General features: G+C 73.9%; 18 protein-coding genes and 5 tRNA genes. 8 read left to right on the top strand and 15 right to left on the bottom strand.

Annotated elements, in window-relative coordinates; all coding sequences use genetic code 11:
- Positions 1-14: 14 nt before the first annotated feature.
- Complete coding sequence (locus AC2RP6_RS21420) at positions 15-2243, bottom strand: asparagine synthase-related protein (protein ID WP_486447645.1); 2229 nt, start codon at positions 2241-2243, stop codon at positions 15-17.
- A gap of 613 nt (positions 2244-2856) precedes the next feature.
- On the opposite strand from AC2RP6_RS21420, the gene AC2RP6_RS21415 reads away from it, so the two are divergent.
- From AC2RP6_RS21415 to AC2RP6_RS21400, 4 genes are all read left to right on the top strand, one after another.
- Positions 2857-4707 carry an NsdA family TPR-like regulatory protein gene (locus AC2RP6_RS21415; protein ID WP_486447644.1) on the top strand — a complete coding sequence of 617 codons (1851 nt, stop codon included), beginning with the start codon at positions 2857-2859 and terminating at the stop codon, positions 4705-4707.
- 29 nt (positions 4708-4736) lie between these two features.
- Complete coding sequence (lhgO, locus tag AC2RP6_RS21410) at positions 4737-5969, top strand: L-2-hydroxyglutarate oxidase (RefSeq protein WP_486447643.1); 1233 nt, start codon at positions 4737-4739, stop codon at positions 5967-5969.
- Between the two features lie 144 nt (positions 5970-6113).
- The gene (trmB, locus tag AC2RP6_RS21405; RefSeq protein ID WP_486447642.1) at positions 6114-6953 is read left to right on the top strand and encodes a tRNA (guanosine(46)-N7)-methyltransferase TrmB; all 840 of its coding nucleotides are present in this window, start codon (positions 6114-6116) and stop codon (positions 6951-6953) included.
- A 43-nt stretch (positions 6954-6996) separates the two neighbouring features.
- A complete protein-coding gene (locus tag AC2RP6_RS21400) occupies positions 6997-8397 on the top strand; it encodes a PrsW family intramembrane metalloprotease (protein WP_486447641.1) in 1401 nt (466 codons plus the stop codon).
- Here AC2RP6_RS21400 and AC2RP6_RS21395 read toward each other — a convergent pair.
- The 3 genes from AC2RP6_RS21395 to AC2RP6_RS21385 all read right to left on the bottom strand — a co-directional run bounded on the left by AC2RP6_RS21395 (position 8306) and on the right by AC2RP6_RS21385 (position 11113).
- The gene (locus tag AC2RP6_RS21395; RefSeq protein ID WP_486447640.1) at positions 8306-9331 is read right to left on the bottom strand and encodes a M23 family metallopeptidase; all 1026 of its coding nucleotides are present in this window, start codon (positions 9329-9331) and stop codon (positions 8306-8308) included. The two genes, AC2RP6_RS21400 and AC2RP6_RS21395, sit on opposite strands and share 92 nt — an antisense overlap.
- 292 nt (positions 9332-9623) lie before the next feature.
- Entirely contained in the window at positions 9624-10811 is a 1188-nt protein-coding gene (locus AC2RP6_RS21390) for a PP2C family protein-serine/threonine phosphatase (RefSeq protein ID WP_486450394.1), read from the bottom strand.
- Between the two features lie 228 nt (positions 10812-11039).
- Positions 11040-11113, bottom strand: a tRNA-Met gene (locus AC2RP6_RS21385).
- A 313-nt stretch (positions 11114-11426) separates the two neighbouring features.
- On the opposite strand from AC2RP6_RS21385, the gene AC2RP6_RS21380 reads away from it, so the two are divergent.
- Positions 11427-12689: an LPXTG cell wall anchor domain-containing protein gene (locus AC2RP6_RS21380; protein WP_486447639.1), complete on the top strand. Its 1263-nt coding sequence runs from the start codon at positions 11427-11429 to the stop codon at positions 12687-12689.
- A 54-nt stretch (positions 12690-12743) separates the two neighbouring features.
- Here the strand turns inward: AC2RP6_RS21380 and AC2RP6_RS21375 are convergent, their stop codons facing one another.
- The 8 genes from AC2RP6_RS21375 to AC2RP6_RS21340 form a co-directional block, all read right to left on the bottom strand.
- The gene (locus AC2RP6_RS21375; RefSeq protein WP_486447638.1) at positions 12744-13280 is read right to left on the bottom strand and encodes a GNAT family N-acetyltransferase; all 537 of its coding nucleotides are present in this window, start codon (positions 13278-13280) and stop codon (positions 12744-12746) included.
- A gap of 118 nt (positions 13281-13398) precedes the next feature.
- A tRNA-Lys gene (locus AC2RP6_RS21370) sits at positions 13399-13471 on the bottom strand.
- Between the two features lie 81 nt (positions 13472-13552).
- The gene (locus AC2RP6_RS21365) at positions 13553-15913 is read right to left on the bottom strand and encodes a hypothetical protein (protein WP_486447637.1); all 2361 of its coding nucleotides are present in this window, start codon (positions 15911-15913) and stop codon (positions 13553-13555) included.
- A gap of 153 nt (positions 15914-16066) precedes the next feature.
- Positions 16067-18385, bottom strand: coding sequence for a DEAD/DEAH box helicase (locus AC2RP6_RS21360; protein ID WP_486447636.1), 2319 nt, complete (start codon positions 18383-18385; stop codon positions 16067-16069).
- A 256-nt stretch (positions 18386-18641) separates the two neighbouring features.
- Positions 18642-19184, bottom strand: coding sequence for a hypothetical protein (locus AC2RP6_RS21355; protein WP_486447635.1), 543 nt, complete (start codon positions 19182-19184; stop codon positions 18642-18644).
- 85 nt (positions 19185-19269) lie between these two features.
- A complete protein-coding gene (locus AC2RP6_RS21350; protein ID WP_486447634.1) occupies positions 19270-19644 on the bottom strand; it encodes a fluoride efflux transporter FluC in 375 nt (124 codons plus the stop codon).
- Positions 19641-20144 carry a FluC/FEX family fluoride channel gene (locus AC2RP6_RS21345; RefSeq protein ID WP_486447633.1) on the bottom strand — a complete coding sequence of 168 codons (504 nt, stop codon included), beginning with the start codon at positions 20142-20144 and terminating at the stop codon, positions 19641-19643. The genes AC2RP6_RS21350 and AC2RP6_RS21345 overlap by 4 nt, the downstream gene beginning before the upstream one ends.
- Positions 20141-20491, bottom strand: a complete 351-nt coding sequence (locus AC2RP6_RS21340) for a metallopeptidase family protein (RefSeq protein ID WP_030012899.1) — start codon at positions 20489-20491, stop codon at positions 20141-20143. The genes AC2RP6_RS21345 and AC2RP6_RS21340 overlap by 4 nt, the downstream gene beginning before the upstream one ends.
- A gap of 104 nt (positions 20492-20595) precedes the next feature.
- On the opposite strand from AC2RP6_RS21340, the gene AC2RP6_RS21335 reads away from it, so the two are divergent.
- The 3 genes from AC2RP6_RS21335 to AC2RP6_RS21325 all read left to right on the top strand — a co-directional run bounded on the left by AC2RP6_RS21335 (position 20596) and on the right by AC2RP6_RS21325 (position 20880).
- Positions 20596-20668, top strand: a tRNA-Glu gene (locus AC2RP6_RS21335).
- A 39-nt stretch (positions 20669-20707) separates the two neighbouring features.
- A tRNA-Asp gene (locus AC2RP6_RS21330) sits at positions 20708-20781 on the top strand.
- 22 nt (positions 20782-20803) lie between these two features.
- Positions 20804-20880, top strand: a tRNA-Phe gene (locus AC2RP6_RS21325).
- Positions 20881-20917: 37 nt separating this feature from the next.
- On the opposite strand, the gene AC2RP6_RS21320 is transcribed toward AC2RP6_RS21325, so the two are convergent.
- From AC2RP6_RS21320 to AC2RP6_RS21310, 3 genes are read right to left on the bottom strand one after another with little or no spacing between them, the layout of a single operon-like run.
- Positions 20918-21757 (bottom strand): cytochrome c biogenesis CcdA family protein, encoded by an 840-nt coding sequence (locus AC2RP6_RS21320; RefSeq protein ID WP_486447632.1) that lies wholly within the window; start codon positions 21755-21757, stop codon positions 20918-20920.
- A complete protein-coding gene (locus tag AC2RP6_RS21315; RefSeq protein WP_486447631.1) occupies positions 21754-22506 on the bottom strand; it encodes a DsbA family protein in 753 nt (250 codons plus the stop codon). The genes AC2RP6_RS21320 and AC2RP6_RS21315 overlap by 4 nt, the downstream gene beginning before the upstream one ends.
- A gap of 56 nt (positions 22507-22562) precedes the next feature.
- A complete protein-coding gene (locus AC2RP6_RS21310; RefSeq protein ID WP_486447630.1) occupies positions 22563-22970 on the bottom strand; it encodes a hypothetical protein in 408 nt (135 codons plus the stop codon).
- Positions 22971-23079: the final 109 nt, after the last annotated feature.

Genomic DNA, 23079 nt, shown 5'->3' with positions numbered 1-23079 from the left:
ACGGGCCCGGACCGTCAGGACAGCGCCGGCCGGTGCACCGGGACCCCCTCCGGCACGGCCCGGCGCCGCGCCGCGGACGTCCCCGTCCAGCAGGTGCCCCGCCGGGCCAGCAGCCGGTGCAGCCACAGCTCCATCGAGACGAGTTCGGCGAGCCCGTCCAGCGGCACCGGGCGCCCCTCCGCCGCGTCGAGCAGCGCCTGCCGCACGACCCTGGCCTCGATCAGCCCGGCGTCCGCGAGCAGCGGGGCCTCGAAGAGGTCCAGCAGGTCGCCCAGGGCGGCCCGCAGCCCCAGCCCGGTCGCCGTCTCGTTCGGGGTGTGTGAGGTGGCGCCCCAGCCCGGCGGGAGTTCGCGCACCCCGGCCGAGTACAGGACGCTGCGCAGGATCTCCGCCCGCGCTCCGGGCTGCACGCGCAGGGACTCGGGCAGGGCGCGGGCGGCCCGTACGACCTGGTTGTCGAGGAAGGGGGCGTGCAGCCGCTGGCTGCGGACCTCCACGGCCTGCTCGAAGACCCGGTGGTCGGCGGCGTGCCGGGCCAGCACGGAACGGGCCCTGGCCTCGCCCGGCCGCAGCGACAGCGGGGGGCGCCCGGCCGCGGCCGCGAGCCGGATCGACACCTCCGCGAGCGCCTCCCCCGTGAGCCAGCCCGCCGCCGGACCCGGCCGGGACCAGGTCAGCGCGGCGAGGGAAGCGTCCACCGGACCGGAGGCGCGCTCGGTGACCCCGCCCTCGCGCAGCCTGGCCGCGGCCGCCTCCATGCCCGCGCGGTACGTCGTACGGGCGAGCCTGCGGGCGGCCGAGTACACCGTGATCGGCACCAGCAGGGACTCCCCGGCGGCTCCCGAGGCGGAGGCGGAACGCGCCAGCGCCGCCACCGGGCGCAGCAGGTGCCGGCGTCGGCGGTCCATCAACAGGTCGGCCATGCGGGCCGGGTGGGCGTCGAGGACCTGCCGGGCGCCGTGGCCGGTGAAGTGGTCGGCCGCTCCGGCGACGAGCCGGCGCCGCTCGCGGGCGGCGGAGACCAGCGAGGGGCCGGGTTCGTCGGTGAGCGGGCCGTCCAGTTCGGCGTACGGGAGGGCTTCGGCCGCGGCGGCGACCACGACGTGGTGGAGGCGCGGGTCGGCCGCGACGGCCCTGGCCCGTTCCAGCTCCTCCTCGCGCCCCTGCGGGGTGGCCAGGTCGTTGAAGGTGACCGCCAGCAGCCTGGCCCCGGCCGGACTGGTGAGGCTGCCCGGCGCCCCCGGCAGTCCGGCCGCCAGCAGGGCGAGCGTCGCGGAGGCGCTGCCGCCGGACAGGTCGGCGCCCACCCCCGGGGCCGGCCCGCCGCGGGCCGCGCGCCGGTCGGCCGGGCCCATACCGGGCACGGGGCCGGGATCGTACGGTGGCAGCGTCTCGGGAGCATGCCGCGGAGCCGTGAGCCGGGCGCGCACCGCGTCCACCAACGCTTCCCGCACGCCCTCCACCGCGCGGTCGGCGTCGGCCTCGGGCGCGGCTACGGCGAGCGAGGCCACCTGCTCGTAGCCGGTGATCTCCCGTGAGCCCTCGCGCAGGATGAGGGCGTGCCCGGGCGGGATGCGGCGGACGCCCGCGTACGGGGTGCCGTCGCCCAGCGCCTCGGGGCTGTCCGGGCAGGCCAGCAGGGCGGCGAGATGGCCGATGTCGAGCTGCGCCTCGATGAGGTCGGCGAGCGGCAGGGCGGCGGTGGCGTACGCCGTGCCGCTCGCCCAGGGGGTGTAGAACACGGGCCGGGCGCCCGCGAGGTCGCCGACGACGGTGATGCGGCGGCCGGCCTGGACCACGGCGGTGTAACTGCCGGACCACTGCGTGAGGTGGCGCAGCGCGCCGCCGCGGGCCGCGTACAGGGCCCTGCGCAGCTCCGCGTCGGTCGCGCCGCAGCAGCCGAGCACGGCGAGGCGGGTGAAGGGGTCGGCGGGGTCGGCGGTGACGGTGCGGATCTCGTCGGGGCGCCAGTCGCCGACGGCCCAGAGGGGGTCGGGGTCGCCCCAGAGCAGCTGGGAGCCAACGGGGTGGACGGTGCGTTCCGCGTCCGCGCCCGGGTCGGCCGCGTGGGCGGCGTCCGCGATGCCGCCGTGCACGGGCACGTCGTCACCGTAGCCGCCCGGCCCGTAGCCGCCCGGCCCGTAGCCGCCCGGCCCATGGCCGGGACCGTGTGCGGGGCCGGAGACGCGCCCGGCCGTGCCGAAGCTCGCGGCGATACTGCTCCACCCCACCAACCAGCGCACCGCCGCCTCCCCAGCCCGTGGGCACATGAACGGGGCACGGGCAGCACGGACCGCGCTGAGGGCGCGGCCGACCGGACCCCGGTGGCTCGGGTCCATGCTGCCACGGGACAGGCGTGCGAGAGGGGTTATAGGGGGCGCGCGCGCAAAGGAACACGCCCCGTCCACGCGGTATTTGGCGTTCCGTTCCCACCGCCCCATAGGTCGCTTTCGGCCATTCTTCGGCCGCCCGGAGAGCCGTGGCGCGGTGCCCGGCGCCCGGCGCGCGGGCGCGGTCCGGGAGGCGCGTTCCGCCCCCCGGACCGTTCCGCCACCCGCGGGGATTGAGGCAGCGGCATCCCCCGGCCCACCCGGTCCGTGCAGCGGGCCGACCCACGCACCGCACATCGAATCGCCGGGTCCGGGGACCGGCCAGAGCGCACGGGCGGGCGCACGGCCACACGGGCGGAGCACGCCACGGGACGTGCGCCCCGGCACCGGCCCCGGGGCGGACTGTGCAAACGGACAACAATCCCGCCATACGGAAGTAAGGCCCTTAACGCTTGGGAGGCGGGGAACTACGCTGGGTTTACGAAATGCCGGGCGCCTATGCCCCGGCGGCGTCTGCGTTCCGCGTGTGACGAGGGGTGGCGCATGTCCAGGGGAGCTCCGCGAGCCCAATGAGAAGCTCGGCGCCGTCCTCGCCCTCGCGGGCATCAGCAACGCCGGGCTGGCCCGACGGGTCAACGACCTCGGCGCACAGCGCGGCCTGACGCTCCGGTACGACAAGACGTCGGTCGCCCGGTGGGTGTCGAAGGGCATGGTGCCGCAGGGCGCCGCACCGCACCTGATCGCCGCGGCCATCGGCGCGAAGCTGGGCCGGCCGGTGCCGCTGCACGAGATCGGCCTCGCGGACGCGGACCCGGCGCCCGAGGTGGGGCTGGCCTTCCCGCGGGACGTGGGGGCCGCCGTGCGCTCGGCCACCGACCTCTACCGGCTCGACCTCGCCGGGCGGCGCGGCGGTGGCGGGATCTGGCAGTCGCTCGCGGGCTCGTTCTCGGTGGCGGCGTACGCGACGCCCGCCTCACGGTGGCTGATATCTCCCGCCGACAGCTCGGTCGCGCGGGAACCGGCGGGTCCGGCACACCACCGCCCCCCGTCCGCGGCCGCGCCGGCTCACGGCGCCCAGGCACTCGGCACCCCGGCTCAGGGCGCTCCGATTCCCGGCGCCCCGGCTCACGGCGCTCCGATTCCCGGTGCCCAAGCGCTCGGTGCTCCGATTCCCGGTGCCCAAGCGCTCGGTGCTCCGATTCCCGGTGCCCAGGCGCTCGGTGCTCCGGTTCAGGACGCGCCCGCCCGCGACCTCCCGTCGCCGCGGTCGTCGCCCACGCCCGCGGCGTCCCGGACCGCGACGGACTCGACCCCGGCAGGCCGTACGACCGGACCGGCGACGGGCCCGATGACCGCCCCGGCGGGCTCGGCCGGCCCCGCAGGTCCGGCGGGCCCGGCAGGTCCGCCGTCCACGGTTGTGCCCGCGCCGCACGGCGCCGAAACGCCGCGCGACCACGTCCAGCGGGTGGGCCACAGCGACGTGACCAAGCTCCGGGAAGCCGCCGAGGACGCCCGCCGCTGGGACTCCAAGTACGGCGGTGGCGACTGGCGTTCGTCGATGGTCCCCGAGTGCCTGCGGGTGGACGCGGCACCGCTGCTGCTCGGCTCCTACACCGACGAGGTGGGCCGGGCCCTGTTCGGCGCCACGGCCGAACTGACCAGGCTGGCCGGGTGGATGGCCTTCGACACCGGCCAGCAGGAAGCCGCGCAGCGCTACTACATCCAGGCGCTGCGCCTGGCCCGCGCGGCGGCGGACGTACCGCTCGGCGGCTACGTGCTGGCCTCGATGTCCCTCCAGGCGACCTACCGGGACTTCCCCGACGAGGGCGTGGACCTCGCGCAGGCGGCCGTCGAACGCAACCGCGGCCTGGCCACCGCGCGCACGATGAGCTTCTTCCGCCTCGTCGAGGCCCGGGCGCACGCGAAGGCGGGCGATTCGGCGGCCGCCGGGGCGGCGTTGCGCGCCGCGGAGGGCTGGCTGGAGCGCTCCCGCGAGGGGGACGTGGACCCGACCTGGCTCGGTTTCTACTCGTACGACCGGTTCGCGGCGGACGCGGCGGAATGCTACCGCGACCTCAAACTCCCCCGGCAGGTGCGGCGCTTCACCGAGCAGGCGCTGTCGCGGCCCACGGAGGAGTACGTACGTTCCCACGGGCTGCGGCTCGTCGTCAGCGCGGTCGCGGAACTGGAGTCGGGCAATCTGGACGCGGCCTGCGCGGCGGGCACCCGGGCGGTGGAGGTGGCGGGCCGGATCTCCTCGGCCCGCACGACCGAATACGTACGGGACCTGCTGCACCGCCTGGAACCCTACGGGGACGAACCGCGCGTCGCGGAGCTGCGCGAGCGGGCCCGGCCCCTCCTCGTGGCTCAGGCGTAGACCCGCGTGGCCTCGTTGTCGGTACGGGGGTGCAGTATGCAGGGGTGGGAGGTGTCGGCGTGGGCGGTGGCGTGGACTGCGATGTGCTGGTGATCGGCGGCGGGATCGTCGGCCTGTCGACGGCGCACGCCTTGTCGCGTCTGGCTCCGGGGACGAGGGTGATCGTCCTGGAGAAGGAGTCGGGCCCGGCCCGGCACCAGACGGGGCGCAACAGCGGTGTGATCCACAGCGGGATCTATTACCGCCCGGGCTCGCTGAAGGCGCGCTTCGCGGTGAGCGGCGCCGCCGAGATGGTGAAGTTCTGCGCGGAGCACGGCATCCCGCACGAGGTGACGGGCAAGCTGATCGTCGCCACCGGGCGCGAGGAGCTGCCCCGGCTGCACGCCCTGGTCCAGCGCGGCCGGGAGAACGGCATCCCGGTGCGCGAGCTGGGCCCGGCCCAGATCACCGAGTACGAACCGCAGGTGCGGGGCCTGGCCGCGATCCACGTCGGCAGCACCGGCATCGTGGACTACGGCCGGGTGAGCGCCCAGCTCGCGGAGTCCTCGGGCGCGGAGATCGTCTACGGCGCCGAGGTGGACCTGATCTCGCGCCGCGCCTCGGCGGTGGCCGTGCGCACGACGTCCGGGCTGGTGTTCCGGGCGCGGACGCTGGTGAACTGCGCGGGCCTGCACTGCGACCGGATCGCCCGCCTGGCCGGCGACGACCCGGGCATGCGGATCATCCCCTTCCGCGGCGAGTACTACGACCTGGCCCGTCCGGAACTGGTCCGCGGGCTGGTCTATCCGGTGCCCGACCCGGCGTTCCCCTTCCTCGGGGTGCACCTCACCCGGGGCATCGGCGGCGGCGTCCACGTCGGCCCCAACGCCGTTCCCGCGCTGGCCCGCGAGGGCTACGACTGGTCCACGGTGCGCCCGCGGGACATCGCGGACGAGCTCGCCTGGCCCGGCGCCTGGCGCATGGCCTCCCGGCACTGGCGGTACGGGACGGGCGAGATCCGCCGCTCGCTGTCGAAGCAGGCCTTCACCCGGGCGGTACGCCGCCTGCTGCCGGCCGTCGACGCCGCGGACCTCCGCCCGGCCGCGGCCGGAGTCCGCGCGCAGGCCGTCCTGCGGGACGGCACCCTGGTGGACGACTTCCTGATCCGCGACGCCCCGCGCACGGTCCACGTCCTCAACGCCCCCTCCCCGGCGGCGACGGCCTCCCTCCCGATCGGCCGCGAGATCGCCACCCGCGCCCTGCGCACCCTCGGCTCGGCCTGAGCCGGCCCCGCGGCCGGCCCGAGCGGTCCACCCCGCACCCTGCCGGGGCGCCCCGCCGCGGGCGCCCCCGCCGTCGGCGCCACCCCGCGGGGGCCACCACGGCGCCCGGCGGGGAGCACCGCCCCGTCGTAGAATCAGCGCATTGTGTCTGAGTCCCTGAACCCCACGCCGCCCGCCGTCCCGGACGCCCCCGTCGCCGACTACGCCGCCGACGCCGCGCCGGAGGCGAACTCGTACGTGCCCCCGAAGTGGCGCACCGAGCCCCGCTTCCCCGACGGCCCCGCGCCGGACCCGGCCGGCTCGCACCACGAGCGCCGGATCCGGAGCTTCCAGCCCCGGCGCAGCCGGGTCACCACCGGCCAGGGCGAAGCCCTCAAGCGGCTCTGGGGCACCTGGGGCCTGGACATCGACGGCCACTCCGTCATCGACCTCAAGGCACTGTTCGACGGCCTCCCGGTCGTCCTGGAGATCGGCTTCGGCATGGGCGAGGCCACGGCGCAGATGGCCGCCGCGGACCCGGCGACCGGCATCCTCGCCGCCGACGTGCACACCCCGGGCCAGGGCAACCTCCTCGCGCTCGCCGAGCGCGGCGGGCTCGAGAACGTGCGCGTCGCCAACGGTGACGCGATCATCCTGCTCCGCGAGATGCTCCCGCCCGCCTCGCTCGCCGGGATCCGCGTCTACTTCCCGGATCCGTGGCCCAAGGCCCGCCACCACAAGCGCCGGCTGATCCAGCCCGAGTTCCTCACCCTGGCCGCCACCCGCCTGGCCCCCGGGGCCGTCCTGCACTGCGCGACCGACTGGGAGCCGTACGCCGAGCAGATGCTCGAAGTACTGACCGCGCACCCCGACTTCGAGAACACGCAGGCCGACGGCGGCTACGCGCCGCGCCCCGACTTCCGGCCGCTCACCCGCTTCGAGGGGCAGGGCCTCGACAAGGGGCACGTCGTACACGACTTGCTCTTCCGTCGCACGGAGAACTGACAACGTCACCGCGCGTGTCAGGGCGGATCGCTAGGGTCATGATGTGTTCCGAGCGCTCCGCCCCGTGCTCGCACGTCCGTCCGCCACGGCCCGCACGTGCGTGCTCCTCGTCCTGCTCGCCACCACCGGCATCGCCATCCTCGAACTCGTACGGGAACAGACCGGCACCCCGGGCTTCTTCGTCGGTCTCGGTCTGGCCGTGCTGCCGGTGGCCCCTCTCATGGCGGCCTTCCGGTGGCTGGGCCGGGCCGCGCCCGCGCCCTGGTCCCAGCTGCTGTTCTGCTTCGGCTGGGGTGCCTGCACCGCGGCGCTGATCGCCATACTGGCCAACAACTTCGCCACCGAGTGGATAGCCGCGGCCACCGCCGACCCCTCGGGCGCGGACCACCTCGGCTCGATCGCCATCGCCCCGGTGGTGGAGGAGAGCGTCAAGGCGGCCGCGCTGCTGCTGGTGTTCGCCTTCCGCAGACCGCACTTCACCGGCCCGGCCGACGGTTTCGTGGCGGCGGGCTTCACCGCCACCGGCTTCGCCTTCACCGAGAACATCCTCTACCTGGGCAACGCCTTCGTTCAGGACCTGGCCGACGGCACGGGCGTGCTGGACTCGGTGACCGCGGCGACCTTCTTCGTACGGATCGTGCTGTCGCCGTTCGCGCACCCGCTGTTCACCGTGCTCACCGGGCTCGGATTCGGCGCGGCCGCGGTCAGCGCGCGCCGCTCGCGGCGGATCTGCCTGCCCCTGCTCGGACTGGCGCCGGCCATGGGCCTGCACGCCCTGTGGAACGGCTCCTCGCAGTTCGGGGACCACGGCTTCTACGTGATGTACGTCTGCGTGATGGTCCCGATGTTCGGGGTGCTGGTGTGGCTGGCGGTGCGGATACGGCAGCGCCGGCTGCGTGCCGTCGCCGGGGAACTGGCGCTGTACGCGGCCGCGGGCTGGCTGGCCCCCGCCGAGGTGCCCGCCCTGGCGTCGATGCCGGCCCGGTCGCTGGCCCGGTCGCTGGCGCGGCGCAGCGGGGGCCGGGCCGCCGCCCGCGCGGTCGCCCGCTACGAGGCGGATGCCGCGGCCCTGGCACTGCTGCGGAACCGGGCGCGCCGCGGGGGGCCGCTGAGGGAGGCCGACTTCGCGGCCCGCGAGCGGGAGTTACTGCAGCGGCTGTGGCAGCGCCGCGCGACGGCGGGACCCGCGCTGGCCCGGGCCGCGGTGCTGGAGGAGCTGCTTCCGCCCTGGTTCGACCCCCTGCGGCCGGCGCCCGCGGTGGCTGTCCCCGCGCCGCGCCGGAGAGACCGCGAACAGGAGCGGCGGGGGACCCGGCGAAGGCCTCGGCGACCGGAGGCGGCCCTGCCGGCCCTCAGACGTCCAGACCCTTGGACTCCAGCCACGCCAGCGGGTCCGTCGTCGATCCGCCCTTGCGTACTTCCAGGTGGAGATGGGGTCCGGTGACGTTCCCGGTGGCGCCGACCCGGCCGATGGTGTCGCCGGCGCCGACCGAACCGGAGGTCACGGACATCGAGGAGAGGTGGCAGTACCAGACCTCCGTGCCGTCCGCGAGCTCCAGCACGATGCGGTATCCGTACGCCCCGGACCAGCCGGCCGAGGTGATCTTCCCCGCGCCCACGGCCTTGACGGGGGTTCCGGTCGGGGCCGCGAAGTCGAGGCCGGTGTGGTGGCCGGAGGACCACATGGAGCCGGAGACCCCGTAGTGCGAGGTGAGGGTGTAGGCGGAGGTGGGCAGGGCCCAGCTTCCGACCGCTGCGGCGGGGCGCTCCTGCGCCGCCTTGGCCTCGGCTGCCTTCCTGGCGGCCTCGGCCTCCTCCGCGGCCTTCGCCTCGGCCTGGGACTTGGCCTCCTCGGCCGCCTGGCGGGCCGCTTCCAGCTTGTCCTTGGCCTCCTGGGCGGCCGCGACCTGCGCGGCGCGCTCGGCCTCGGCGCGGGCCTTCGCCTCGGCGGCGTCGTGCTGCGATTCGGCCTGCTGGAGGATGCGGTTGCGCAGCAGCTCGCCGGCGTCCGCGCCGCGGTCGGCCTGCTGCGCGATGATCCCGGTCGTCGTACCGCGGTCGGCGTCGGCGTCCGGTCCGGAACCCCCTTGGTCCTGGCGGTCGTTGTCCCCGGTCACCAGGCCGGGGAGGGAGGGGAGGGATATCGCGACCTGGGGGCGGTCCTGGGCGGTGGCGATGCCGCCGGCGCCGACGGCGGCGATGACACCGACGCCGAGGACGGTGGAGCTGCGGGCAAGTCCCCCGCGCTGCTTGGCGACACGGTGCTTGCCCCGGACGGGACGGACCGAGTCCTCGGTGGGGTTCCACTCGCCCCAGGCACCCGCGGTCGGCGGCTCCTGGATCTCGGTGCCTTCAGGAGCAGGCGGGTTGGAGGCCACCGGGGCACACTCCTCATGGGCACGCACGCGCACGGTGCCGTCTCTTGCGACGGCCGGGACGACCGCGCTGCGTTATCGAAAGGTAATAGAAGTGAGGGAGTGATTCCAAGCTGTTGCGCTTGATCGTTCTCATCAATTGGCCACGGGCTGGCTTGCTTTGGCCATTCCTTTCCACCTCATTCCTGTACCAACTCGGGCAAAAATTGCAGGAGTCACCCATCTCGTCGGCCACAAGCGTTTCATGACTGCCCGTCAATAGGTTTGCGCACAGCGCTTGTTCGGTTACGTGCTGTCACCTCGGATCGTCCGCCCGCCTCATCACCACGGACGCCCGCCGCCGCTCCATCCGGCTTCGCTCCTGCCACCGCCGCCCGGGCCGGCCCACCGCGAGCAGCGCCATGTCGTCCGTCGTCCCGCCGCCCGTGTGCCGCCGCACGTCGCTGCTCAGCGCGCCGAGCAGGGCCTGCGGCCCGGACAGGACCCGGCCGCGCAGCCGGGCCGCCGGATCGTAGAACGCGCCCGCGCGGTCCCGGGCCTCCGTCAGCCCGTCCGTGTAGAGCAGCAGGGTGGCCCCGGCCGGGAACGCCCACTGCTGGGACCGGCCCGGCCGGCCGCCCAGGTCCGCCATGCCGAGCGGCAGGGCCGGCTCCGCCGGGGCGAGCACCGCCAGGTCCCCGTTCCCGTACAGCAGCAGCGGCTCGGGGTGCCCCCGGTTGAGCAGCCGCAGCACCTCCGAGTCCGGCGGGACCTCACCGAGCACGCACGTCGTGAACCCCTCCACCGCGTCCAGGCCCTCCCGCCGGGCCCCCTCCCGGGCCAGGGCCCGCTCCAGCCGCTGCGCCACCGCCTCCAGCGTCGGCTCGGTCTCCGCGGCCTCCCGGAACGCCCCGAGGACCACCGCGACGGCCTCGACCGCCCCCAGCCCCTTGCCCCGTACGTCCCCCACCGCCAGGCGCACCCCGTACGGGGTCTCCTGGACCGCGTACAGGTCCCCGCCGATGAACGCGTCGGCCTGCGCGGCCTCGTACGAGGCGCAGACGTCCAGCCCTCCGATGCGTCCGGCGGGCTTCGGCAGCACCGCCCGCTGGGCGGCCTCGGCGATCCCGCGGGCCGAGGCGAGCCGCTCGCCGCTGCGCCGCACCACGCGGTTGATCAGGAGAGCCAGTGCGGACACGGTCACCATGGTGGCCAGCTCGGTCAGCCCCTGGGCCGTCCAGCTCGTGCCGTGGTGGAGGTGCAGCAGGAACACCGTGAGAACGGCCAGGACGCAGGTCAGGGCCGTGGCCCACAGGGTGTAGAACGGGGCGGCGATCAGCGGGGCCGCGGAGAAGGACGGGGAGCCCGTGAAACTGGGCGGCGTCAGCAGGTCGAAGACCAGACCGGCGGCGATCAGCACGCCCGGCAGCGCCCGGAGCACCCGCCGGGCCGTGCCGCTCCCGCGACGGGACGCCCGCCACCCGCCGCTGCCCTTCCGGCCCAGCCCCACCACACGCTCTCCTGCCGCCCGGTCCCGTGCCACGGGTGCGGGGCCGCCGCCGCGCCCCTCAAGGCTGGCCGCAGGTGAGGGCGTACGGCGACCCGGCGGCGGCCGTGCGGGTGACGGGGACGGGGACGGGTACGGGCCGGGGACCGGGTGGCCCGGGGCACGGCGGAGACCGTGGACACGACGAAGGCCCGGCTCCCAAGGGAACCGGGCCTTCGTCTTCAGTAGCGGGGACAGGATTTGAACCTGCGACCTCTGGGTTATGAGCCCAGCGAGCTACCGAGCTGCTCCACCCCGCGTCGGTGAACACAACTCTACGCCATCGCGGACGGACCCTTCGCCAATTAACCGCCGCCCCGCATCCGGATCCACATCGGCGCAGGTCAAGGGCATGAATCCGGCCTGAATCCGGCCTGAATCAGGCATCCCGAGCATGAAGATCATCTCTGTTGCACGCCGGTGACACTGCAGGGATGGTTCCGCGAATGGATCCGGGTGAAGATTCATCTGTCGCCAGGGCCAGGGGGAACACGGACCGGCCGGGCGACACCGACCACACCCACCGGCTCGGCACCCCGCCGACGCCCTCGTGATTCCCGGGGGGAGTCCACCATGTCCGTTCGCACCGCAGCCGCCATCGCAGTCGTCGCCGGCGTCGTCACCACTCTGCTGCCGCTCTCGGCCACCGCCGCGTCCGCCGCACCCGCCGCCGACGACCACGCCGTGCTGCGTACGGAGATGGGCGCTCCCGTCCCCAGCGGCCCGCTGACCCGCGGCGGCGCCACCGAGACCTTCGACCTCACGGTGAAGAACCCGACCGGCAAGGCCGTCGAGTACAAGCCGTGGATGCTCCTCGACGCCAAGGGCCCGAGCCTGCTCCAGAAGGACGACGTCGTCTTCAAGGTCGAGGCGGTGGACGCCCCGGCGACCAAGTCCTCGGTCGGCCAGCAGGACGGCGGCTGGCAGGGCCTGTTCTCCCCGTCCGCCGGCGAGCCCGGCCAGGGCTTCGACATCCCCGCGAACGGCAAGATGACCTGGAAGGTCACCCTCGGCCTCGGCGCGAACTACCCCACCAACAACGGCGACTTCAACTTCACCGCCACCAGCCACAACAACTCCGTCGCGCCCGGCGGCGCGGACTCCCACCTCTTCAAGGTCGACCCGCAGATCAAGACGGGCGAGCTGAAGACCTGGTTCAAGCAGGTCAGTTCGGGCAAGGACGGCCAGGAGCAGCGCGCGTACCTCGACCTGAACTACCAGGCCACCGGCGACGGCACCTTCGACGTCCCGCTCGCCACCAGCCTGACCCTGTCCCACCCCGGCGAGGAGAAGGCCGACTTCCGCCTCCAGGCCCTGATCGACGGCCGCTGGCAGGACCTGAACGCCAAGGACAGCCGCTACGAGCTGCCGGACATCGCCAAGGGCTTCGGCGCCGCCTCCGGCGTCCACACCCAGCCGCTGCGGCTCAGCCTGGGCCGGGACACCAAGCTGACGAAGCGCACCGTCATCACGATGGAGGCCGAGGTCCGCCAGGCCGAGGGCAACACCTGGCCCCTGAAGACCGTCTCCGTGCAGTTCCCGCTGGTTCCGATCGCGGAGCCGGCCCCCGAGCCGACCGCCCCGACCACCAACCCGACCACCCCGACCACCACCCCGTCCCCGACCGCGTCGACCTCCTCCTCCCCCGCCGTCCAGCAGGCCGTCGCCACGACCACCGGCAACGCCAACGTGACGACCACGGGCTCCTCCACGGGCTCCCTGGCCAGCACCGGCGCCGGCTCGTCCACCGGCCTGTACGCCGGCCTCGCCGTGGCCCTGGTCGCGCTGGGCGCGGCCGCCGCCTGGCTCGGCCGTCGCCGCCGCACCAACGCCTGATCGCACCTCCCCACACCCCGAAGCGCCCCGCCCGATCCCTCGGGCGGGGCGCTTTCACGTTGCGTGCGGACGCGGTCGGGCGGCGGCCGGCTCGCGGTGGCGGGTCAGGACGCGGGTGGTGGAGCCGTCGTCCTCGCGCACGTCACGGACGTGCGTGAAGCCGATGCGGGTCAGCAGGGCCAGGGACGCCGTGTTGGGCGCGGCCACCGTGGCGTGCACCTCGGTCAGGCCCATGCCGTCGAAGGCGTGCCGGACGACCGCCTCCGCGATCTCGGTGCCCAGGCCCGATCCCCAGGCCTCGGGGGCGAGGGCGTAGATGATCTCGTGGCCGTCGACCTCGTCGGTCCGCTTGATCTCGGCGTGCCCGACCAGCCGCCCGTCCCGGCGTACGGCCCAGACGTCGAAGAGGTCCTCGGCGTAGACCATCGTGAAGACCCGCCCGAACAGGGCCCGGTCCTCAGCCTCGGTGGTGGGGCCGTCCCCCATCCACCGGGAGACCCGGGTGTCCTGGAAGAGGGCCACGAAGGCTTCCTCGTCCCCGGGCGTGTACGGGTCGAGCAGCAGGCGTTCGGTACGCAGAACCGGAGTCACGGCGGCGACGCTACCGCCGCCGCCCGCGGGGCTCATCCGGTTTACGGCCCGCACGCCGCCCGCCCCGGACACAGCACAGCGCCCCGTCCGCGCGGGGCGGACGGGGCGCTGGGAGCGGTAGGCCATGTCGGACTCGAACCGACAACCAACGGATTAAAAGTCCGCTGCTCTGCCAATTGAGCTAATGGCCCTCCGGGTGCTCACCCCAGAGCATAGCCGGACAGCGCCGGTCAGCCGATCGGGTATCGACCGACCGGCCTGTCGGCGTCGGTTCAGGGGCGCGCGGGCGGCCGGACACCGGCCGGGGGACGGGTCACGGACACCGTCCCGGACGTGCTGAGTTCGGCTCCGCGGCCGTCGGCCGGGCGGGCGGTGAGCCTCCACTCGTACTCACCGGAGAAGAGGTACGAGCCGGTCGGTGACTTGCCGTCCCACGCCGGGGCGATCAGGCCGCGCGCGTCCGTGCCGGTGCCCACGACCGTGGTGATGCCGGAGGTGTTGTTGCGCACCGTCAGCTTCCAGGAGGACACCGGCTTGGACGGCCACCACCGGGCCTGCCAGGTCTTCACCTGCCTGAAGTCCGCGGTGGCGGCGACGTCCTGGTCGACGAGGGCGAGCGGTGAGGCGTTGCCGGTCACACCGACCAGGTGGACGGTCCGGCCCGCGTCCGTGTAGGCCAGGCGCCCGCCGAACCGGTCGACCGTCCAGTCGCTGCCGTACGTCCTGAACTCCTGCGCGATCTCGCGCTCGCGCACGGCCGTGCCGGAGCGCAGGTTGTAGACCTCCAGGCCGACGCCCCCCTGGCGAACGACGTAGCCGTCGCCCAGCTTCACGCGGTCGCTCTCGGGTGCGAAGGGCAGCGGGATCCGCTTGCCGGAGGTCATGTCGAAGGCGGCGGGACCGCCCGCGGAGGCGGGGCACTGCGCGTACAGCCAGTCCCCGGAAACCTGGAGGTCTTCCGGGCGGCAGGGCGCGCCTAGGGCCTGGTGGCGCACGGGCCCGCCGGTGTTCAGGTCGGTGGCGGTCACGGTGTTCCCGTCCCCGCGGTCCCAGAGCTGGGAGCCCCACAGGGTGGCGACCGGGGAGGGACTGACTGCCAGGAGCTTCCCGGCGTCGATGTCGGCGACCACCGCCCGGGAGTTCTTGTTCTCGGTCACCGTGAACAGCACGTACCGGCCCGAGGCGCTGTCGATCAGGTACGGGTACATCGCGTCGGTGCCGGGCAGGGGCACCTGGCGGACGGTGCCGCCGGGGCGGGTCTCTCGTACGTTCAGCACGACCCCGCAGCGGTTGACGGGGCTGCCGCACGCGCCCTCGCCCTTGGTCGAGAGGGAGACGATCCGTCCGTCACCCGTGGGGACGGTCCAGCCGGGGAGTTCGGCCCGGGGCGTGCAGAGCCGCTCGTCCTGCTTCTCGTCGCAGCTCCAGTCGGGGGTCTGCTTCGCCGGGGAGGTCCCGGACACCGGCACCGTGTAGCCCTGGAGGCTGCGGGTGGGGTCCTGCTGCCCTGCGAGGAGCCGCCCCTGGGCAAGGCTGAGGGTCAACCGGTCCGCGGGGTTCGGCGGCAGGTCCCTCATCCTGGTCAGCACCGGGGCCCCGTCGGGGCCGGGCGTGATCCGGTACGTGGCCCAGTGGCTGGAGTCGGTGCCGCCGTCGATGTACCCGGCGCCGTCGGTGCCCGTGTGCAGGCCGAACTCCGACCGGGCGAGCAGGGTCCGGGGGGCGCCGCCGCCGACGGGTGCCGCGGTGACCTTGTTGTCCTGGCCGTTGTAGTCCTGCGAGACCACCCAGTCGCCCACGGCGTGCGAGTTCCCGTGCGAGCTGCCGGTGTTGACGGTGCGCGTCACGGTGAGGTCGGCACGGGAGAGCAGGGTCGCCGTGGCGGACCCGTTCTTGCGCAGCGTGACCCACTGGGAGCCGAGCGAGTGGTCGACGCTGATCGGGTCCGTCGCGCCGTCCGGCAGGGCCAGCGGCGTCAGCGTCGCCCGGGCGTAGTCGAGCAGGGCGAGGATCTGCCGGCCGTCGGCCGACCGGTAGGTGATCAGGGCGCCCTTCTCGTCGGCGGTCCGCACCCAGAACGCATCGGCCGCGATCGGTTCCGGCGCGGTGACGGTGACGTCCTTGCGCGGCTCGTTCTCACGGCCGATCAGGTGCAGGACGAACCTGCCCCGGGCGTCCCGCTCGGTGGCCAGCACCTGGGTCGGCGAGAAGGTGGTGGTCCAGGACCGGCCGGCCGGCGGGACGAGGGTCTCCCTGTGGCCGGTGGACTGGTCGATGAGGGTCAGCGGACCCGCGGTCGCGGAGGGCTGGTCGCGGAACTCGCAGCCGACGGAGTCGCCGTGGCTCAGCGACACGCCGTAGGGCCCTGAGGGGCAGTCGGCGAGCGGCAGTTCGCGGCCGTCCTCGAAGCTCTTCCAGTACCACCTGCCGGGTCCGGTCCCCGGCCGGACGAGCGTGATGCCCTTCGGCCCGGCCTTGATGAACGACTCGCGCGACGGCTCCTGATGCGGCAGCGGAGCGATCGTCAGTTCGTCGGCGGCCGCGGGTCCTGCGGCGGCCGGTACGGCGGTGAGGGCGCCGATGCCCGTGGCCAGTGCGAGCGCGGCTGCGCCCAGCACACGTGACCGTCTCATGTGTTCCATCCCCCCAAGCGAAGCGGCGGGGGGTGGTCGCGGATGCGCTCCCGCCGTGTCCCCCCGGCGCAAAGTTCGGATCGTAGCAACACGCGACAGGGCCCCCGCGACCGGAGTCGTGGGGGCCCTGTCAGGGGTTCAGCTCAGACGGTGTCAGCCGTTGCGCTTCCAGCGCGGCTTGTCGTCACGGCGGCCGCCGAAGCCGCCGGAGGGGCGGTCGTCACGGCGGAAACCACCACGGTCGCCACCGCGGTCACCACGGTCGTCACGGTTGAAGCCACCGGACGGACGGTCGTCACGGCGGAAACCACCCGACGGACGGTCATCGCGACGGAAACCACCACGGTCGCCACCACGGTCACCACGGTCGTCACGGTTGAAACCACCGGACGGACGGTCATCGCGGCGGAAACCACCCGACGGACGGTCATCGCGACGGAAACCACCACGGTCGCCACCACGGTCACCACGGTCGTCACGGTTGAAACCACCGGACGGACGGTCGTCACGACGGAAACCACCCGACGGACGGTCATCGCGACGGAAACCACCACGGTCGCCACCACGGTCACCACGGTCGTCACGGTTGAAACCACCGGACGGACGGTCATCGCGGCGGAAACCACCCGACGGACGGTCGTCACGACGGAAACCACCCGACGGACGGTCGTCACGACGGAAACCACCCGACGGACGGTCATCGCGACGGAAACCACCACGGTCGCCACGGTCACCGCGGTCACCGCGGTCGTCGCGGCGGAAGCCGCCACGGTCACCGCGGTCGCCACCGCGGTTGTCGCGGCGCTCGTAGTTGCCGCGGTCGTCGCGCTGGGCGCGGTTCTCCTCGCGGCGCTCCTGGGCGGCGATCTCGGCGGCAGCGGCAGCGGCGGCAGCCGCGACCTCGGCCTCGGCGGCCTCGGCCACCTCGGCGACAGCGGCCTCCGGGTCCTCGCCGCGCTCACGGGCGGAGCGGGCGACGAGGCGGTCGGCCTCCTCGCGCAGCTCGCCGGCCCGGCGGGTCAGGCGCTCCAGCTGCTTGGTCAGCTCGGCGACCTCGCGCTCGGCCTGCTTGGCGGCGTTGTTCGCGGAGTCGGCCTGGACCTCGGTCAGCGAACGGGCGCCGGTGATCTCGGCGACCTCCGGCTCGAAGGCGCCGGCGCCCTGGACGATGTGGCGCGAGGCGTCGACGCCCGCGTCCTCCATCAGGCGGAAGATCTGGCGGCGCTGGTGCGGCAGCGCGAGGGAGACGACGACACCGGACTTGCCGGCACGGGCGGTGCGGCCCGAGCGGTGCAGGTAGTCCTTGTGGTCGCCGGCCGGGTCCACGTTCAGGACGAGGTCGATGCCGTCGACGTGGATGCCGCGGGCGGCGACGTCGGTGGCGACGAGCGCGTTGACGTAGCCGTCCTTGAAGTCGGCGAGGACACGGGTACGGGCGCCCTGCGTCATGCCGCCGTGCAGGGCGTCGGCCTTGACGCCGGCCTCGACGAGCTGCTCGGCGATGCGGTCGGCGCCCAGCTGGGTGCGGACGAAGATGATGGTGCGGCCCTTGCGGGCGGCGATGGCGGCGGTGACCGGCGCCTTGTCCTTCGGCTTCACGACGAGCACGTGGTGCGTCATGGTCGTGACGTTGCCCTGGGCGCTGTCGACCTCGTGCGTGACCGGGCTGGACAGGTAGCGCTTGACCAGGGTGCCGATCTCGTTCTCCATGGTGGCGGAGAAGAGCATGCGCTGGCCGCCCTCGGGGATCTGGTCGAGCAGCTCGGTGACCTCGGGCAGGAAGCCCAGGTCGGCCATCTGGTCGGCCTCGTCGAGGACCGCGACCTGGACGTTCTCCAGGGAGCAGGCACCGCGGTTGATGATGTCGCGCAGGCGGCCCGGGGTGGCGACGAGGATGTCGACACCGCGCTCCAGAGCGTAGATCTGGTTGCTCATGGAGGTACCGCCGCAGACGACCTTCATCTTCAGGCCGAGGACGTCGCCGTACGGCTGGAGGGCGTCCGCGACCTGCATCGCGAGCTCACGGGTCGGCGTGAGGATGATCGCGCGGGGCTTCTTCTTCTCGGTGTGGCCGCCGGCCAGCGTGGCCAGGGTCGGCAGACCGAAGGAGAGGGTCTTGCCGGAGCCGGTGCGGCCGCGGCCGAGGATGTCCTTGCCGGCCAGGGCGTCCGGGATGGTCGCCGCCTGGATCGGGAAGGGGGTGGTGACACCGTTCTGGGCGAGCTTGCGCACGATGCCCTCGGGCAGACCCAGGTCACCGAAGGTGATCGTGGGCTCGGCGTCGGCATCGGCGTCGAAGTCGTCGTCGGAGTCCTGGAAGGACTCGCCGCTCACGTCGGCCTCGAGCGCCTCGATGATCCCCTCGGCCTCTGCGGCCTCGATGGCCTCGGTGACCACGAGGGCCTCGGCGTCGATGATCTCGTTGGAGTCGTTCTCGGGCATGACGGAACGGTCAGAACTGGAAATGGACATGCGAAATGCGAAACCTTCCGGAGTCTCGGCACGCGCCCAAACTCCGTGAATCGCAAATCGACCGCCTCAATGCGGTCAGCCACGGCTAGGGAGAGTACGCGCCACACGGCGCTCTTCGGATTCGGCGCCGGGCAATGGGATCAAACGATCTATAACCATACGCACCCTCCCCCGGGTCTGGCAAGTCGCTTCCACAGGATCCACGCTGACCTGCACAAACGACCCCCCTCGACCGGCTGTGCGGCACAGCTCCCGCCTACGCCTGCGGTGCCGCCTGGGTGCTGGGCTCCGGCTGCGGACTCGACGGGCTCGGCGTGGGTTCCGTCACAGGGGGCGTCGGAAGCGGCGGCTCCGGAGTCGGACTCGCCGGCTGCTGAGCGCCGCCCGGCCCGCCCGGGCCACCGGAACCGCCCGCACCGCCGGAGCCTCCCGTCGACGGCTGCTGGTGGCCCTGCCCGCCGGCGCCGCCGCCCGGTGCCGGCGACGGCGCGGACCCGCCCGGCGCCCCGCTCGGCGCGCCCGGGCTGGGGGACGCCCCGGTGGCCCCGGAGGCCTTGCCGTCGTCCTTGGGCGTGCCGTCCTGGCTCCCCGTACCGTTCTTCGCGCCGTGTCCGTTGCCGTGGACGCCCGAGCCCCGCCCGGAGGCGGTACCGGCACCCGCCTCGGAGCCGGTGCGCCGGTCCGCGGCGGCCGACGGCCCCGGCTTCGCCGCGTCCTCACCGACGCTCATGCAGCCGGCCGTCGCCGCGACCGCGAGTGCGGTGACGGCCAGTCGGAGGGAAGCGGACAACTGGCGCACGGGGGCACCTCCGGAGCCTGGGGACGAAGGCCCGCAGGAGCGGGTCGATGTGCCCAACTCCCTTTACCCCGTATGGGACACGCCTTCAGGCGAACAGTTGTCGCGCCACCTGGGAGCCGAGGTGCACCGCGCCCAGCCCCACCAGCACCGAGACCGCGACGTTCGCCGTCGCGAGGAAGCCCCACCCGCGCTCCGCCAGCCGCAGCGTCTCGTAGGAGAACGTCGAGTACGTGCTCAGCGCCCCGCACAGCCCGGGCCCCAGCAGCAGCGCCACCCCCGAGGAGGCGGCCCCCGCCAGCGCCGCGCCGGTCAGCACCCCCAGCACCAGGCAGGCGAAGGCGTTCACGACGAAGGTGCCCCACGGGAAGACGGAGTCGTGCCGCTGCTGCACCGCACGGTCCGTCAGGTAGCGCAGCGGAGCGCCGACGACCGCGCCCGCCACGACGAGCAGCCAGTTCACCGGGCCGCCCGGTCCGGCCCCCGGCGCCGCAGGGCGGTCCGGGTCACCGAGGCCGCCGCCCACACCGCGCCCAGTGCCGCCACCACCGTCAGCCCCGCGTAGGCCAGCGCGGTCCCCGCCTCCCCCTCGTCGAGGAGCCGCGAGAAGTCCAGCGCGTAGGTGGAGAAGGTGGTGAAGCCGCCGAGCACGCCGACCCCGGCGAAGGGCCGCAGCAGCGGATGCGGCGCGGCCCGCCCGCCCTCGCTGATCAGCACCATCAGTACGCCGATCAGCGCGCAGCCCGAGGCGTTGACCCACAGGGTCGCCCACGGGAACGCCCCGGGCGCCGCCGGCCAGAGCAGGGAGACCCCGTACCGCGCCGACGCCCCGACCGCGCCGCCGACGGCCACCGCCGCGAGGACCCGGCCCTGCGGCTCGGCCCGCTGCGCGGGCACGTGCAGGTCGACGTCCGGGTCGATCGCCTCGGCGCCCGGGCCGGGCCGGGAGCCCTCTGCGCTCACCCGTACCCCAGCGCGTGCAGCCGCTCGTCGTCGATCCCGAAGTGGTGGGCGATCTCGTGCACCACGGTGACCTCCGTCTCCGCGACCACGCTCTCCCGGTCCTCGCACATCCGCAACGTGGGATTGCGGTAGATGGTGATCCGGTCCGGCAGCACCCCGGCGTACCACTCGCCGCGGTCCGTCAGCGGGGTCCCCTCGTACAGCCCGAGCAGCTCGGGGTCGTCGGCGGGCGGTTCGTCCTCGACGAACACCGCCACGTTGTCCATCAGCCGCGTCAGCTCCGGCGGGATGCGGTCCAGGGCCTCTGCGACGAGCTCCTCGAACTCCTCGCGCGTCATCTCCAGCACCCGGCCATTGTCGCTCCGGGGGAAACCGTTTTGGCGATAGCTCCCCGGATCCCATATGCTTCTCACGTCCCCGACGCGCTGAAGAAGTGCCCGGTGGGTCTTTAGCCCTCATCGTCTAGTGGCCCAGGACGCCGCCCTTTCAAGGCGGTAGCACGGGTTCGAATCCCGTTGGGGGTACGCATTACCGTGTGCAAGACTTGCTCTCGCACACTGCAAGGTCCTGTGGAGCAGTTGGTTAGCTCGCCACCCTGTCAAGGTGGAGGTCGCGGGTTCAAGTCCCGTCAGGATCGCTGAAACCGGAAACGGTTTCGTGGCTGGGTAGCTCAGTTGGTACGAGCGATCGCCTGAAAAGCGATAGGTCGCCGGTTCGACCCCGGCCCCAGCCACCATCGGAAGGCCCCGTCCGTCGGACGGGGCCTTCCTGCGTCACTCGGCCTCGCCCGCCGGGCCGCCGGAGCGACGGCGCCACTGCACGACGCCGAAGACCGCCGCGCCGACGGCGACCAGGGCCAGCAGCGCCCCGTCCGGGACGGACCCGGCCACTGACCGGACCCGCTGCTCCAGCGCGAACGAGTCGTCCACGTCCAGCAGCCCCGGCAGCGCGCTCGCCCCGTCGTAGGCGAGGAACAGCACGCCGAGGGTGATGAAGAACAGCCCGGACAGCAGCGAGGTCGTGTGCAGCTCGAAGCGGCCCGCGCGGAAGGCCCGGCCGCGCAGCCAGCGCTTGCGGCCCAGCTCGAAGCGCTCCCACAGCAGAGCCAGCACGAACAGCGGTACGGCCATCCCCAGGGCGTAGACCGCGAGCAGCATCCCGCCGTAGACCGGGCTGCCGCTGACCGCCGCGACCGTCAGGACGCTGCCCAGGATCGGGCCGGCGCAGAAGCCGGCCAGCCCGTAGACCGCGCCGAGCGCGTAGACGGACAGGGCGGTGGTGGGCCGGATCCGCCCCGACAGCTCCGAGATCCGCCGCGGGGCGAAGCCCAGGCCCAGGATCTGCGCCACCCCGAGCACGATGATCAGCCAGCCGCCGGCCAGGACGAGCTGGTCGCGGTTGCTGTGGAAGAACCGTCCCGCGTACGAGCCGGCCGCCCCCAGCGGTACGAGGGTGCTCGCGAGGCCCGCGTAGAAGATGCCCGTGCGGGCCAGCAGGCGCGAGGTGGAGTCGATCGAGTACGCGAAGAAGGCCGGCAGGAGCAGGGCGCTGCAGGGGCTGAGCAGCGCCAGGAGGCCGCCGAGCAGGGCGGCCAGGTATCCGATGTCGGTCACTGCTCCGCCGCCGCCTCGGCCTGCGCGATGGCGGTGGTGAAGGCGTCGAGGGGCTGGGCCCCGGCGATCGGCCGTCCGTTGACCAGGAAGGACGGGGTGGAGGTGACGCCGATGCGGTAGCCCTCCTCCTGGTCCTTCTTCAGGGCCGCCGCCGCCTGCTCGCCGGCCATGTCGGCCTTGAAGCGGTCCAGGTCGGGCACCCCCGCCTCGCGGGCCAGCTCCAGCAGCCGCGGCTCGCCGAAGCCCTTCTCCTTGGAGCCGCTGGCGTACGCGGCCGTGTGGAAGGCCGTGAACCGGTCCTGCTGGCCGGCGGCCCAGGCGGCCCGGGCCGCGGCCTCCGACTCGGCGCCGAAGATGGGGAAGTTGCGCCACTCGATGCGCAGGGTGCCGCTGTCGACGTACTTCTTGACCAGCTCGGGCTCGGTGTCCCGGGCGAACTTGCCGCAGTAGCCGCACTTGAAGTCGGAGTACTCGATGAGTACGACGGGCGCGTCCGCGCGGCCGACGGCGAGCTTGTCGCCGGCCTCCCGGCGGGCCAGCGCCCGCAGGGCCGCGGAGGTGTCGCTGCGGGGCGCGGCCTCGGACGAGGAGCCGGCGGAGCCCTGCTCGGCGGGGGCGGTGGCCTGCCAGGAGACGAGGCCGAGGGTGACGGCGGCGAGGGCGACCCCCGCCGCGATCAGCAACGGCTTCGCGGCGGACGCGCCCTTGGTCTGGGAACCGGGCTTCGGCCTGGACGGGGAAGAGGGCATGGGAGTGCTCCTGGGATACGGGTGACGAGGGGACCGGTGAAAGGGACCGACACCCTCTAGACCCGCATCACGGACAGCTCCACCGGACCGGGCGCGGGCCGGTCGGGAGCCCGTACGCGTACCCGTACGGGCGGGTCGGCGTACGGACGGGCCGCCGCGGGCACCGGGCGGCCGGACGGGACCTGCGCGTGGTCGCCGGCCCGGGTCGGGACGCCGGGAGTGCCGCCCTGTCCGGGGGCCGCGGGGGCGCAGGAGGGGCCGCCGCCGGGGACGGCCGGATCGGCGCGGGGCCGGTCGGGCGGCGGCGCCGCCCGGGAGGCGTCGGAGGCCGACGGGGCCGCGGCCCGGACCGGGGAGTGGCCGGACCCGGGCAGAAGCGTTCCGGCTGCGGCGGGGGCCGTCCCGCCGCACAGCACCGCCAGGACCGCGAGCACGGCGCAGCCGAAGAGGCGGGGGCGGTACAAGGTGGGCTGCCTCTCACTCGCGCGGCCGAGGGACTCGTCCCGAAATGGTACGGGTCCACCCGACAAATGCGTTCGCCAGCCGGAGGGCCCAGGTGAGATCCTCGATCAG

The sequence above is a fragment of the Streptomyces sp. WAC03905 genome (genome assembly GCF_057371075.1).
The sequence above is the reverse complement of the archived record's forward strand: the minus strand, read 5'-3'. Positions and strand labels throughout refer to the sequence as shown.

What these genes read in the sequence shown, in the direction of transcription:
- AC2RP6_RS21380 (WP_486447639.1), top strand. Translation starts at nt 11,427, where the DNA reads ATGTCCGTTCGCACCGCAGCCGCCATCGCAGTCGTCGCCGGCGTCGTC.
- AC2RP6_RS21365 (WP_486447637.1), bottom strand. Translation starts at nt 15,913, where the DNA reads ATGAGACGGTCACGTGTGCTGGGCGCAGCCGCGCTCGCACTGGCCACG.
- AC2RP6_RS21360 (WP_486447636.1), bottom strand. Translation starts at nt 18,385, where the DNA reads ATGTCCATTTCCAGTTCTGACCGTTCCGTCATGCCCGAGAACGACTCC.
- AC2RP6_RS21315 (WP_486447631.1), bottom strand. Translation starts at nt 22,506, where the DNA reads ATGCCCTCTTCCCCGTCCAGGCCGAAGCCCGGTTCCCAGACCAAGGGC.